We start from the raw sequence: 13,657 nt of genomic DNA, 5'->3' as shown, positions 1-13,657 counted from the left end.
CACATCAGGTTAGAAACACAAAAAAGGCAGTCCAAGAATGCGCTCTTGGACTGCCTTTTTTGTTATTTTTTATATTGCTACACTGCCCGTGAATACGACCTCAGCAGGTCCAGTCATATACACATGATTATCCTCTTCATTCCATTCAATATAGAGATCGCCGCCCTTTAGACTAATCCAAGCTGCCCGGTCTGTAAGATCGTTCAGCACAGAGGAGACAAGGGTTGCACAAGCTCCAGTGCCACAGGCAAGCGTAGGTCCTGCCCCACGTTCCCAGACACGCATATCCACTCTCCCCCGATCCAGTACCGTTGCGAATTCAACGTTTACTTTTCTCGGGAACAAAGGATGTACCTCAAGCTTAGGTCCCCATGTGGCAAGATCAAAATTCACTGCATCTTCTACGTAAATCACGCAATGAGGATTTCCCATGGATACCGCTGTGAACGTAAATTCGGTTCCGTCCGCTTCAATCGGCTGAGAGAGCACTGGCTCTGCATCAATAGATACTGGAATTTGCAGACCGGACAATACAGGTTCGCCCATATCTACGGTTACAGTCTCCACAACACCGTCTTTCACGTTTAATGTAACCTTTTGTTCTCCGGCACCAATCGTTTCTATTACAATCTGCTCTGAGCTTACCAGTCCGTGGTCATATACATATTTAGAGACACAGCGAATAGCATTTCCGCACTGCTCCGCCTCCGAACCATCAGAATTCATAATACGCATCATGAAATCGCCACGCTCAGAAGGAAGGATATATACCAATCCGTCAGCACCGATTCCAAAGAACCGGTTGCATAGGGTTACAGCAAGCTCCGCTGCATTACTTGGCAGCTCTTGCTCACCGAAAACAACGATGAAGTCATTACCGAGGCCGTGCATTTTTGTAAATTCCATTAAAAGTCCACTCCTAAAGGTTATGTTATGTTAGCATTCGCTTAAGCTTAAGGTTCTGTGTAATTTAGCATTTCGCAAGCATATGAGCGGTTAACTGCAACAAGTATACCTTTAGGAATGGAGCATTAGTATTGACTTTATGCTGAAATTTTTGTACTTTTTATCATCGTACTGCCGCTGCGCCCCCGATTACGTTTGCCGCCCCAAACACTGCCGGCACCCATCAAGAAGGTTGGGATCCCCGCTGTTACAAACACCAGACACCATTCGCGGAAATTGAGCGGCACTGTTTTGAAGACAGGCTGGAGCACAGGCACGTACATTACGGCCAGCATCAGTAAGACTGATGACAATACGGCAAGCACTAGATACTTATTCTGGAACGGATTGCGGTGGAACACTGAGCGCGAGCTGCGGCAATCGAAGACGTGGATCAACTGTGCCATAACGAGTGTCGCAAAAGCCACCGACTGTGCCCGAATCAATTGTGCAGGATTGTCTGGTGCTATACGTAAAGTTAGCCAAAATGCCCCTAGCGTACATAAACCAATTAAGAGTCCACGGCTTATAATTTTCCAGCCTAAGCGGCGGGCAAAAATATTCTCTTTCGCACCACGCGGTTTATGCTCCATCAAATCCTTCTCGGGCTGATCCACGCCAAGGGCCATCGCTGGCAGTCCGTCTGTCACCAGATTGACCCAAAGGATTTGAATGGGAACGAGTGGCAATGGCAGAGCGAGCATCATGGCAAAGAACATTGTCAGAATTTCTCCTACATTGGATGCCAACAAATAACGAATGAATTTACGAATATTCTCATAGATGTTTCTGCCTTCTTCGATGGCAGCAACGATCGTAGAGAAGTTATCATCTCCGAGAACAAGTGATGATGCTTCCTTGGTCACATCTGTGCCTGTGATACCCATGGCTATTCCGATATCCGCAGCCTTAATGGCTGGAGCGTCATTCACTCCATCTCCGGTCATAGCCACTACGTGACCATGACGTTGTAGCGATTTAACGATCCGAAGCTTATGCTCTGGAGATACGCGGGCGAATACATACACATTGTCCGATACCTTATCCAGCTCATCATCATCCATCCGGGTTAACTGAGCACCTGTCAGCACCGTTCCACCACGCTGCAGAATTCCCAGCTGGTGAGCAATAGCCTCGGCAGTTGTTCCATGGTCACCGGTAATCATAACCGTCTTAATCCCGGCCCGGCGTGTGACGCTGATGGCATCGCGGACTTCACGACGTGGCGGATCAATCATTCCAGCCAAACCAATAAAGACTAATTGATTCTCCGCATCCTTTTCACTATTCACATGTTCATTTGGACGCATATCCCGGTAAGCCATACCTAGCACACGAAGGGCTCCAGAAGCCATCTGCTCATTGGCATCAAGCACCTTTTGCCGCAAAGTCGGTGTACAAGGCACAACACCGCCCTCCCAAAGCATGTATGAGCAGCGATTGAGCAGTACATCGGGCGCACCTTTTGTACATACCATCCGTCCTCCAGGATGGCCTACGATCACAGACATCAGCTTCCGTTCAGAATCAAACGGAAATTCCTGTTCACGAGTGTAGGTTACAGCAAGCGTCTGAGCGGTCAGACCCATCTTTCCTGACAGTGCCACGAGTGCTCCTTCAGTCGGGTCGCCCTTCAGTTCCCAAACGGAAGTGTTGTCTGCAGACTTTTCAAGAATAGCATCCTTATCCTTCCCTTTGCGTTTGCCTCGCACTTCAGACTGGAAGGTCTCGATGATTTCCGCGTTGCTGCATAATGCGCCGACCTGCAACATCCGCCGTAAGCTTTGATCATGTTTTAGATCCACTGCTTTACCTTTCTCCAGAACCTGTCCATTTGGAGCATACCCTTCGCCTGTTACCTCAAGACCACGTCCACCCGTCCATAATCGGGTCACCGTCATTTTATTCTGCGTTAAAGTTCCTGTCTTGTCTGAACAGATTACCGAGGCACAGCCCAGCGTTTCCACTGACGGCAATTTACGAACGATAGCTTTACGTTTGATCATCCGCTGCACACCTAGCGCAAGCGCAATAGTTACAATAGCGGGGAGCCCTTCCGGAATCGCGGCAACTGCCAAGCTCACACCAGCCAAGAACATGGAGGTGGCAGGCTGTCCATGCAGAATACCTGCTGCCACAACTACAATTGTCAATCCCAGAGATACGTAGATCAGAATCTTTCCTAGTTGCTCAAGCCGGTGCTGCAAAGGTGTTTCCTGAGAATCCGTATTTTGGATTAGATCTGCTATCTTACCCATTTCCGTATTCATACCGGTACGGATTACAACAGCTCTCCCTGTTCCTCTGGTTACCATAGTGCCCATGAAGCCTAAATTCTTCTGATCACCAAGCGGAATCTCTTCTGCACGGATCGCTTCCGAATGCTTCGAGACAGGCAATGATTCCCCAGTAAGTGCGGATTCTTCCACATATAGAGCACTGCATTCCAACCAACGTACATCAGCAGGAATCCGATCACCACTCTCCAGCAAGACAATATCGCCTGGCACCAACAGCTTGGCTGGGATAATCTCGCTATTCCCTCCACGTAGCACTTTCGCAGAAGGTGCGGAGAGCTGCTTTAAAGCTCTGAGCGAACGTTCGGCGCGAAACTCCTGAACAAATCCAAGCGCTCCATTCAGTAGGATAATCGCGATGATCGTGATGGCATCCAAGTATTCGCCTAGCAACCCGGATACAAGCGTTGCACCCATGAGCACAAGCACCATGAAATCCTTGAACTGGTTCAACAGCAGGGTAAACGGAGATACTGTCTTTCCTTCCGACAGCTCGTTGTACCCGTTCTCCTTTCGTCTCTCCGCGGCTTCCTCATCACTGAGGCCCGTCCTTGGCTGGACATTGAACATTTTCTGCAGCTCTTCTGCACCGAGACGGTGCCAACTGTTTTGTTCCATGACTTTTCTTTCCCTCCCGGTCGTTTCTTTACTTCCGGCGGCGCACAGCTTTTCCACCTGTTCATGACAAATGTATTCAAGGTCGTCCAATAATATCACCCCTATCCAATTCCCCTTTTGCGCGAATGTCCTAAAGTATGGCATCATAGAGAGGTAAGCATAAACGTCTTTGGCGTCCTTATAAGGACAGGTAGGCGTTTGAACGAGAAATATAAGACATAAAGTATTGTGTGAAACTTTTACTTTCTTATATTTAAGAAATTCATTTCACGGCGACAGGAGAGCTTTATCATGGCATTAGACGGCATTGTTACCAAAGCTATCGTGCACGAATTGCAATCATTCATAGGTGCACGTATAGGAAAAATATATCAACCGAACAATCACGATTTAATTTTTAACCTGCGCGGCGCAGGTGGCGGCGGCAAGCTGCTGCTCTCTGCTAATCCTACGTATCCTCGGGTGCATTTTACCGAAAGAAACAGCATTAATCCTTCGGAAGCCCCCATGTTCTGCATGCTTATGCGGAAGCATTGTGAGGGAGGGACCATTGAAAGCATTACGCAGGTAGGCATGGAACGAATTATTCACATAAACGTCAAGACTAGAGATGAGCTTGGTGACGTATTTGCCAAAAAGATCATCATAGAGCTGATGGGTCGGCACAGTAACATCATTCTTACTGATCTCAGCTCTGGAACGATCATAGACGGCATTCATCATGTAACTCCATCGATTAGCAGCTATCGGATTGTGATGCCCGGCATCGCCTACACAGAGCCGCCTCAGCAGCATAAGCTGAACCCTTTGGAAATCGGCCAGGAGCAATTTCTCAATTTAATCTCGGCTGCTGAAGAAGCTGCGCTGATAGAGGATGTTGAGGAGGAAGCTGAGCCAGAAGAAATCATTGAGGGAGAGCTTGCTAATCTGATCACAAAAGAAGCAGTAGAGCAAAAACCTGACGGCTCTGGCGGTCCATCTCCCTCAGCTGACCCGGTAGGCTGGATGGTACATGCTTTCAGCGGAATGAGCCCGCTGATTGCTGGTGAAATTGCTCTTCGTCTGAGAAACACCTTGGATAAAGGCGAAGTTACAGAAACCGAAGCAGCGTTTCCAACAAAATTATGGGTTGCCTTCCATTCCGTAATGGGACCCGTATGCGATAACGAGTTTTCTCCTGTTGCAGGTGCAAACGCAAAAGGTAAAATGATTTTTTCTGCGATCCCCTTAACACTTCTGGGTGAGAGTGCGAAACATTACAACTCCATCAGTGAATGTATGGAGGATTATTACGGGGATAAAGCCGAGCGCGATACTGTAAAGCAACGGGTGAGTGATTTGATCCGTTTCCTCAGCAATGAACGGAGCAAAAACGTTAAAAAACTCGCTAATTTGCAGAAGGATCTCGACGAAGCTCAGGATGCTGATCGTTACCGCATTTGGGGTGAGTTGCTTTTCGCTTCATTACACGCGGTATCCAAAGGGGATAAAGAAGCCTCCTTGGTCAATTATTATGATGAAAATCAGGCGGAAATGGTGGTTCCGCTCGATCCGTTATTAAATCCTTCGGACAATGCACAACGTTATTTCAAAAAATACAACAAATATAAAAACAGCCTGCTTGTTATTAATGAACAGCTTTTGAAGACGCATGAGGAAATTTTGTATATGGAGAGTCTGCTGCAGCAACTTGCCCACGCTTCCCTCAACGACATTGAGGAGATCCGCGACGAGCTTGTAAGCCAAGGTTATCTGCGTGACCGGAGCAAAAAGGGTAAAAAGAAGAAAAAGGCCACCAGACCCACATTACAGGTCTTCACCTCTTCGGAAGGAATCGATATTTATGTCGGCAAAAATAATTTGCAGAACGAATACGTCACCAATCGGCTGGCTTCTCCGAATGATACTTGGCTGCATACCAAGGACATCCCCGGATCACACGTGGTCATCCGAAGTGAGCAATTTGGAGATGCAACGCTAGAAGAAGCCGCTCAACTTGCCGCTTATTTCAGCCAAGCCAAACAGTCCAGCAGTGTGCCTGTGGACTGTACATTGATCCGCTATGTACGTAAGCCAAGCGGTTCCAAGCCGGGATTTGTAATCTATGATCATCAAAAGACACTGTTCGTCACACCTAATGAGGAAAGAATTAAGAGTCTTCCAAATACTTTGAGAAGCTAACTACTAGATATAAAGAAACCTCCAGCTGCAGATGTTGAACATCTAAGGGTGGAGGTTTTTATAATTCGCTCCGCAAATCGACTAATTTCATGCCTTCTTGTTTAAAAACTTCAGTACTTCTGTAGAAACCGTAACACTGCCGATATCCCCGTGAAAAATTACGCCTTGACGGGCACCATGAAAGTCAGAACCTCCGGTTATTAACAGATTATAATCCTCAGCCATAACTTGATAACGTTCTTCTTCCGCAGGTCCATGATCAGAGTGATAGACCTCAATCCCTTTAAAAGCGCCTTGCTCCAGAATATCTCGCACCAGAAGGTCATCCCCGTACAAGCCCGGGTGGGCTAATACTGGAGACCCTCCTGCCTCAATGATCCACTCGCAAGCTTCCTCCGGTGTGATTCTGGGAGGTGACACATAGGCTGCTGCATCCTCGGCCAAATACTTGTTGAAGGCATCTCTCATATCGGTAGCTGCCCCAAGCCGAACCAGCTCGTCGGCAATATGTGGCCGGCCGATGCTTTCGTCAGGCTTCAATTCCCGCCCGATCCCCGCTATAACCTGTTCCAAGGTAATCGCAATCCCAAGGTCTTGCAGCTTGGTAATTATCGCTTCATTCCTAAGTGCCCGGGTATCTCTTAGCCCTTCCAAACGTGAGAGAAATTGTTCATTCTCAGGATCAACATAATAGCCCAGCACATGAATGTCTTTGCCACCAGCACGCGTACTGATCTCTACACCAGGCACAACGGTTATTCCGTACTTCTCTCCTGCTTCACAGGCTTCCTTCACGCCAGCTACTGTATCATGATCCGTAATGGCAACAGCGCTTAGCCCCTTCTCCTTAGCAAGCCGTACATTCTCCGCTGGCGGCTGCATGCCGTCAGAGGCTTGAGTATGGGTATGGAGGTCACATACATCCTTAGCAGATAGGTTACCTGCATTCTCCCACTCTTCCCGCAGAATCCCCATTTTTATGGCATCATAGTATTCTCCTCGCACGATTCGTGCTTTACGGACGCGAGCTTCCTCCACCATGCCACATTTCGCTGCCAACCCGATCATTCTTTTATTCCCTGACCAGGTGCCTATTCCAAGACGGACTGTATCAAGAGAATTAAATAAATAATCTATCCACATCTTAAACGCTTCCGTACCGTAACCACCTGACCAATAACTAGAATCAAAGATTACTATACCAATCTCCATCCAGTTGGTTTCTTGCGATATCCAGTAGCGCCCTACTTTGCCCTTTACCTTGCCGTCTATTTCTATGATCAACAGGTTACGCGGGGTTTCCGTCTCAACTAACGCCAAATGACCTATGTAGTCCTCGGTAAACTTTTCGAATCTTTGATGTGTCAAAGATTTATAGGGACCATCCCATTTCAAGTGTTCACGGTCTTCAGCTTCATGATAGTGATAATAAAGCTTCTGAAAATCAGCCTCTGTAATATCGCGCAATACTAGCTTTTCTCCACGTAGAACAATTGACATTGTAATATCCCCCGCTTTAACTATCAGATTTGATTCGAATGCTCACGCAAATAAGTCAGGAAGGTTACTGCAGAAATTGGCAGCAGTGTTGATTTTAGATGAATGGCGTAGAATTGTCTTTTAAAAGAGGCATCGGAGATATTCACAATTTTCAACAGTCCCAGCGCAACTTCATGCTTAACCGAAGAGGTCGATATGATCGTTATGCCAAGACCTGCTTCCACCGCTGATTTCACAGCTCCCGTACTTCCAAGCTCCATCACGATCTTCATAGTTCCCGGATCAAGTCCCTTGGAGAACAGCTGCTCCTCCATCACACGCCGCGTTCCTGAGCCCTGCTCACGCAATACAAAAGGATGCTGAAGCACTTGCTCCAAGGTAACCTCTTGCTGCTCCGCAAGTGGATGATCATGTGGCACGATCAACTTCAGCTCATCTCCCATCACGGGCTCGATCTCCATGTCCGGATGTGTGACCGGGGCTTCAATTAAACCAAAATTCAGTTGATGCTTGAGGATTTCCTCCATAATTTGCGAGGTGTTCATCACTTTCATCATAATAGAAATGTTAGGATATTGCTTTCCGAAAGGGCCTAACAGCCGTGGCAGCACGTATTCTCCTATCGTAAGACTCGCCCCAAGCTGCAGCCGCCCCTCCAGCATATGTGTGAATGCTGACATCGCTTGATCCGTCTCACGCATCAGCTGAATACTGCGCAGCGCGTATGGCATCAGGGTGTGCCCTGCTTCGGAGAGTACGATTTTTTTGGTGGAACGGTTAAACAATTTGGTGCCAAAATAATCCTCCAGTGCCTGTACCTGCATGGTCACAGCTGGTTGAGTCATATGTAAAGTCTGCGCCGCCGCCGAGAAGCTTCCCCGCTCGGAGACCGTATAAAAAATATGCAGCTGATGAAAGTTCATGCTTCGCAACTCCTTATATTACAAAAAGAACGTCCTTTAAAGACGACAATCGTTTCTCGTAAAAGCTTAAGAATATTATAATCGTGCAGTATATAAATTCTTATATTTTTAAAAAGGACATGCAGACTCGCCGCATGCCTCTTGCCCGTTTCTTTATAGACTATTTGCGTCTTCGTTTCTTCTTCGACAGCTTTGTGCGGTGAGAATTACGCAGCAGTGAAAAATAGGTTTTTAAATCTCTCAACTGTGGCATCTCCGAGATTCTCCCAAGAAACGAAACGATGATCATAGAATATAATGGCTGGCCTGAGAGATCTCTCTCACCTGTCAATTCCGTAAACTCAGCGATTACTACAGAGTCATCGTCAATTAAATATGCGTTATAATCACTGCTTGAAAAGGGCTTGATCCGATTCTGCATTAGGCACTGCCACATCCATGCAGCGACCTCTTCGGCATTGCTTGCACCATTGCTGATGCGATCCATATAACGGCTCTTCGCATGATTGGTTATAACGATATCGGCGACCCTGTAATCGTTCAGCATGATGTGGAAGGGCTCATAAGTGCTGGGCCAATCCGTCCCCTTGTTGCGCATCATCATCACACTCCACCATAAGGGTCTTAGTATGCACTTAATGTTGTCATCTTACCTCATTGCCGAAAGTTGTACAAGTTTCTACCGTCGAGAGTAATGGCGTTTTTTTGTAAATAAGCATAAAAAAAACAGGCGCTGTTTAAGCGCCTGTTTATCTCCTGGAATCACATACTGTAATTACGGGACTTGTCCGGTCCATTACTAGTATACTCTGTCTTAATTTCGTTACGATAAGATCTTTCAATCTTTCGCACATAGGAGAGTCTGCGGACATTCTTCATAACTTCCTCAGCCCGTTCTGCATTTACATACATAACTGCATAATGCATTTTCCGAGAAACATAATGTAATGTTCCGTATTTCTCAAGGTTACGTGCCGCTTTAACGTCACTTACCCAAATGATGTATCCTGTCCGTTCCGCAAACATAAGCTAAACCGCCTTTCTCTCTCTAAATCCTAAGGGAAGCTTATCCGCAGGAGCATTTTCCCCCGCTGCCGCATCCACCTTTAGGGGAAGGATCATTACTTGGTACTTTAATGCTATCGGATACTGAAAAAGCAATCGCTTCCGACATGGAATGCAGAATGTCGTCAAGGGTCTTCTCTGCCAGCTTGAAACGAACAACTTCTTCGAACCGCTCCAGTTCCGCTTCTACTGCCGAAACCTCATCCTTTGCTGAATGATAATTCGGGTGGAAATGTCCGAATCGCTGTGTTTCTTCAAACAACTCCTTCTTAGTCTGAAGTCGTTTGACCATGGCCTGAATTTCGGGGTTCGTATCAACCCGTCCTTTCCAGTATAAGTAATCCGACACCTCGGCGGATTGATTAATCATATCGCCTAATTCATAGGCGTATGTCAGCACTTCAGCCATATCGACCGTATTTATTTCAGCTACGCTCATGAACTCAGCTCTTTTCTTCGTTAATGATCTACCGATTCAGTAGACTTTTCTATCATACCATAATCACTCGCTTGAGCAGAAGAGGAATTTCTTCGTCCTTTGGGAATAACTAACTTCATTTCCTTCCAGTCTTCCGGAGTGAGCTCTATATCTTCAACCGTTTCACCATCGTGATAGAGCAGCTGTCCGGAAACTCTCCATGGATTTCCGCTTATGCGGGAAGGGATAAAATCTAACATCTGATCTTTTAGTGCAAAACGCACTTTGACTCCCCATCTTAACCCTTGCTCCATCACCTTTTGTGCAGTCGAGCTATGATAATGCCGCCATTCTTTGCTCCAGATCTGCGGTACATTTTCTCCACCGAAGAGAATCTCCTCCTCTTGTTCAGGAGCAATAACCGGCAGGTTAAGAAAAGGATTCCCTTTGGACAGCAATCCTAGTTCTACATTCAGCTCTGGAAGAACATACGTTGCCTCGGGGTTTCCTGTTTCATGAGGAAACCAACTCCACCCTACGTTTGGATCCTCCCCTTGTCCTCCAATGATTCTGGAAGGCGCTAGCCCCGCGGAGTACAGTTCTTTTCGTATCTGTTCCATATATTCCGGGTCCACTATGAAATGTAAAGGACCGATACGTTCAAGATTCTCCTGTAAACGCGGGTGAGCTGCGATAGCAGCTCCATCGGCTTCCGTCTGACAGGTCAAGAGAATTACTTGCGATAGTGAAGTACGGCCAATGCTTTTTGCCCATTGCTCAAGGGACATTTGAACCACCGAAGGAAGCCCGCCCAGAGCATGCTCGCTTATCCAGGAGATGATGTCATTCGGTGACATTCCACGCTCAGCTGAAAGTTCCAACCTCTCTTTCGTCAGCCGGAAGCTCCATATCGTATCACTTTGCTGGAGCTCAGCGCAGCCAGCCAGTGTCCATCGTACAGAAAAGGGGACCTCCGGTGGAACCAGTACCTCGAAATCCGGCTGCACAATAAACTGTTCCTGTGTATCTCCAGACCCAACAGCAGCGAATGATCCCCTCTCAGCAGATAGCATTGGCTTAGCAGCGGTCCAGCGAAAACACAACATGCCCTCAGCGGTTTCTCCCAGTTCACACCAGCCAAAGCCTGTTAAACAACGTAACCAGTTCAAGCTTGACTTCTCAAGCTCATTACGGGCAACGTTACCTGTGAGATTAGAAGCCATCATCCAGTCTAATAGTGCGGGCAGCATTATCCATTTCCCGGGGATAAAATCTGCATTAGAAATTATATAACGAAAATGTTGATCGGCTGGGCCCACGCTTCCAGAGCGATTAATTACAATCCCATAAAGAATGTCACTCATCGTCGCTTCAGGAAGCTGCAGCCAACGATCCAACAGCTCCAGATCAAGCGTGTATCCGGCACTCTGCCTACGAATAAGTCCAAGACACAGCAGAATATCCACCGTCGCTATGACAGAAAGTGTTTTCTGTTCCTCTAAAAGAGAACCTACGGAGAGCCCTTGCAAATGCTCCTCCCCAAAAGAAAGCTGCGCCGCTAAGCGGTTTAGATGCTTTTTATGAATAATCCCCTTGGCTGTCAGCGGCAACCCTTCCCAAGCGGTGAACAGCAAAGCCCGAAACAAATCTATCGCCAGTCCGGCTCCTGCTTCCATGGTAAGACTCACTAAATGCCCGGCAATGAATTGCGGCTGATACGGGAAAAATTCTTGTTCAATTGCCGGCAGCTGATCAACAGGAATCTGGTACAGCTTTTCGCCTAATATTTTATGCCTTGCAGTTAACAGCCCCTCGCGGCGCAATTCGTTCATTGCAAGCTTTTGCTCAGCACGACAAAGCGCCACAGGGCGCAATCGTTCTTCCTTCCCTTCCTCAAACGGCTGGGCAGCATAAGCTGCACATAATCGCTTTAAGACCTCTAATGCTTCTGTTGACAGCTGGTTCAATGGATGGTTCGCTCCTCTCCACTCGGCATCTTTTTAACGACATATTCATAGCCCTGCTCAGTCAAAAACATCCGGCGGCGCAAAGCGAAATCCTGTTCCCGGCTATCTTCAGATACCAGTGTATAGAAATAGGCTTTATTCTCCCCCGCTTTGGGGCGGAGGATTCGACCTAGTCGCTGGGCTTCCTCCTGCCGTGATCCATAAGCTCCCGAGACTTCAATAGCAATTGACGCGTCAGGTAAATTCACCGCGAAATTCGCTACTTTTGACACCACCAGTACCTGTATATCTCCCTCGTTAAAAGCCGCATATAGCTCGTCTCTTTCACGCTGCTTCGTTTTGCCGGTAATTAAAGGCGCCCCGATCCTGTCAGCCAGTTCACTTAACTGGTCGAGATATTGTCCAATAACCAGCACCGAAGAACCTGTATGGACCTTTAGAAGCTTGGCTACAATTTCAGCTTTGGCAGGATTGCAGGAAGCCATACGAAATTTTTCTTTTGCCGCCGCGTACATATATTCTTGTTTAAGCTCCGGATTCATCGGCACAATGATCTCTACACATTCCACTTCAGCGATCCAGCCCTGCTGCTCCAGCTCCTTCCAAGGCAAATCGTAGCGTTTCGGTCCGATTAAAGAGAACACATCCCCTTCCTTCCCGTCTTCTCTAACCAAAGTGGCTGTAAGCCCCAGTCGACGTGTAGCCTGAATGTCTGCTGTAGCCCGAAATACAGGCGCTGGAAGCAGGTGAACCTCATCATATATAATCAAGCCCCAATTGCGTTCGTTAAACAGCTTCATATGGAGAAACGGACCGTCTTTGGACGAACGATGCGTTAATATTTGATAGGTGGCAATGGTAACTGGCCGCACTTCTCTTTTTTCACCCGAATATTCACCTACTGCCTCTCCAGCCAAATCTGTTCGCTCCAGCAATTCATCCATCCATTGCCTTACGGACGTTGTATTTGAAGTTAAAATCAGGGTTTCACATTGGAGACTTTCAAGTACTGCTACTCCTACAATTGTCTTCCCTGCGCCACAAGGCAGCACCACCACACCGCTTCCCCCTTGTCCTTCTGTCCCTTGAAACAGCTGAACGGCCTCCTGCTGATATTCACGTAAGCCAAATGAATCGTTTGCCGAATCAGCCTTGCAGGTATCGAGATTCTCCTTCCAGGTCAAGCTAAGCGCTTGCCCTTCATGATATCCGGCGTAGTCGAGAACTGGATACCCCAATCTCATCAGCTCTTGTTTCAAAAGCCCTCTATTCTCCGCAGGGCACGAGCATTCCAGAGGATTTATTCTCAGTAGACCCAACGCTTTTAGACCTTGTACATCACTCAACTCATTCAAAAGCTCAGGAGCATCCGTTCTTAACATAACGACCTCATTCTGAGTCTCTTGGCCATGAAGAGTCAGCTTTCCATATCTGGACAAAAGAGTTTCAATTTCCTCCTCCAATCCTGTGGGAACACCCCAGCGTGCAAGGTGATGCAGGCTAGTGATAATCTCCTCAGCAGTATAATTAAGCGCAGCTGCATTCCAAAGAGATAAAGGGGTAATTCGGTAGGTATGGTAAGCAGGAGGACTTTTTATCAGCTCCGCGAAGGTCCCTAGCTTTTTCCTTGCCACCTCAAAATCCGGATGAGCACATTCCAGTAAAATTGTCCGGTCCCTGCGTACGATGCAAGCTCCTGATCCATTCATAGCTTTTCCTCCCTAGTGTTCAAGTGATTTAAGC

At 47.3% G+C, this 13,657-nt stretch carries 10 protein-coding genes and 1 pseudogene; 1 reads left to right on the top strand and 10 read right to left on the bottom strand.

Annotation, left to right across the window (positions count from 1 at the left end; genetic code table 11):
* Positions 1–69 precede the first annotated feature (69 nt).
* A complete protein-coding gene (gene dapF, locus NST40_RS12225) occupies positions 70–906 on the bottom strand; it encodes a diaminopimelate epimerase (RefSeq protein WP_076129138.1) in 837 nt (278 codons plus the stop codon).
* A 137-nt stretch (positions 907–1,043) separates the two neighbouring features.
* On the bottom strand, positions 1,044–3,860 hold the full coding sequence (locus NST40_RS12220; RefSeq protein WP_076280363.1) for a calcium-translocating P-type ATPase, SERCA-type: 2,817 nt from the start codon (positions 3,858–3,860) through the stop codon (positions 1,044–1,046).
* Between the two features lie 291 nt (positions 3,861–4,151).
* Here NST40_RS12220 and NST40_RS12215 point away from each other — a divergent pair, with 291 nt between their 5' ends.
* Positions 4,152–6,041, top strand: coding sequence for an NFACT RNA binding domain-containing protein (locus tag NST40_RS12215; protein WP_076219511.1), 1,890 nt, complete (start codon positions 4,152–4,154; stop codon positions 6,039–6,041).
* A gap of 87 nt (positions 6,042–6,128) precedes the next feature.
* Here NST40_RS12215 and NST40_RS12210 read toward each other — a convergent pair whose 3' ends face one another.
* The 8 genes and pseudogenes from NST40_RS12210 to NST40_RS12175 all read right to left on the bottom strand — a co-directional run bounded on the left by NST40_RS12210 (position 6,129) and on the right by NST40_RS12175 (position 13,623).
* Entirely contained in the window at positions 6,129–7,016 is an 888-nt protein-coding gene (locus NST40_RS12210) for a PHP domain-containing protein (RefSeq protein WP_341088786.1), read from the bottom strand.
* A gap of 72 nt (positions 7,017–7,088) precedes the next feature.
* Positions 7,089–7,541, bottom strand: a pseudogene (locus NST40_RS12205) (GNAT family N-acetyltransferase); the annotation flags it as partial.
* A 23-nt stretch (positions 7,542–7,564) separates the two neighbouring features.
* Positions 7,565–8,464, bottom strand: coding sequence for a selenium metabolism-associated LysR family transcriptional regulator (locus NST40_RS12200; RefSeq protein WP_076129135.1), 900 nt, complete (start codon positions 8,462–8,464; stop codon positions 7,565–7,567).
* A gap of 160 nt (positions 8,465–8,624) precedes the next feature.
* Positions 8,625–9,062 carry a hypothetical protein gene (locus NST40_RS12195; protein ID WP_076129159.1) on the bottom strand — a complete coding sequence of 146 codons (438 nt, stop codon included), beginning with the start codon at positions 9,060–9,062 and terminating at the stop codon, positions 8,625–8,627.
* Between the two features lie 164 nt (positions 9,063–9,226).
* Complete coding sequence (locus NST40_RS12190) at positions 9,227–9,490, bottom strand: YlbG family protein (protein WP_036686170.1); 264 nt, start codon at positions 9,488–9,490, stop codon at positions 9,227–9,229.
* 40 nt (positions 9,491–9,530) lie between these two features.
* Entirely contained in the window at positions 9,531–9,968 is a 438-nt protein-coding gene (locus NST40_RS12185; RefSeq protein ID WP_076129134.1) for a YlbF family regulator, read from the bottom strand.
* A gap of 20 nt (positions 9,969–9,988) precedes the next feature.
* On the bottom strand, positions 9,989–11,914 hold the full coding sequence (locus NST40_RS12180) for a helicase-associated domain-containing protein (RefSeq protein ID WP_076275862.1): 1,926 nt from the start codon (positions 11,912–11,914) through the stop codon (positions 9,989–9,991).
* Positions 11,911–13,623, bottom strand: coding sequence for a DNA repair helicase XPB (locus NST40_RS12175; RefSeq protein ID WP_076189871.1), 1,713 nt, complete (start codon positions 13,621–13,623; stop codon positions 11,911–11,913). Before NST40_RS12175 ends, NST40_RS12180 begins: the two co-directional genes overlap by 4 nt.
* Positions 13,624–13,657: the final 34 nt, after the last annotated feature.

Origin of the sequence: Paenibacillus sp. FSL R10-2778 (assembly GCF_038593035.1) — a bacterium.
GTDB lineage: Bacteria > Bacillota > Bacilli > Paenibacillales > Paenibacillaceae > Paenibacillus_AQ > Paenibacillus_AQ odorifer.
The sequence above is the reverse complement of the archived record's forward strand: the minus strand, read 5'-3'. Positions and strand labels throughout refer to the sequence as shown.

Coding starts and splice junctions, on each gene's coding strand:
- NST40_RS12200 (WP_076129135.1), bottom strand. CDS start 8,464: ATGAACTTTCATCAGCTGCATATTTTTTATACGGTCTCCGAGCGGGGA.
- NST40_RS12210 (WP_341088786.1), bottom strand. CDS start 7,016: ATGGGGATTCTGCGGGAAGAGTGGGAGAATGCAGGTAACCTATCTGCT.
- NST40_RS12185 (WP_076129134.1), bottom strand. CDS start 9,968: ATGAGCGTAGCTGAAATAAATACGGTCGATATGGCTGAAGTGCTGACA.
- NST40_RS12220 (WP_076280363.1), bottom strand. CDS start 3,860: ATGGAACAAAACAGTTGGCACCGTCTCGGTGCAGAAGAGCTGCAGAAA.
- NST40_RS12195 (WP_076129159.1), bottom strand. CDS start 9,062: ATGCGCAACAAGGGGACGGATTGGCCCAGCACTTATGAGCCCTTCCAC.
- NST40_RS12175 (WP_076189871.1), bottom strand. CDS start 13,623: ATGAATGGATCAGGAGCTTGCATCGTACGCAGGGACCGGACAATTTTA.
- dapF (WP_076129138.1), bottom strand. CDS start 906: ATGGAATTTACAAAAATGCACGGCCTCGGTAATGACTTCATCGTTGTT.
- NST40_RS12215 (WP_076219511.1), top strand. CDS start 4,152: ATGGCATTAGACGGCATTGTTACCAAAGCTATCGTGCACGAATTGCAA.
- NST40_RS12190 (WP_036686170.1), bottom strand. CDS start 9,490: ATGTTTGCGGAACGGACAGGATACATCATTTGGGTAAGTGACGTTAAA.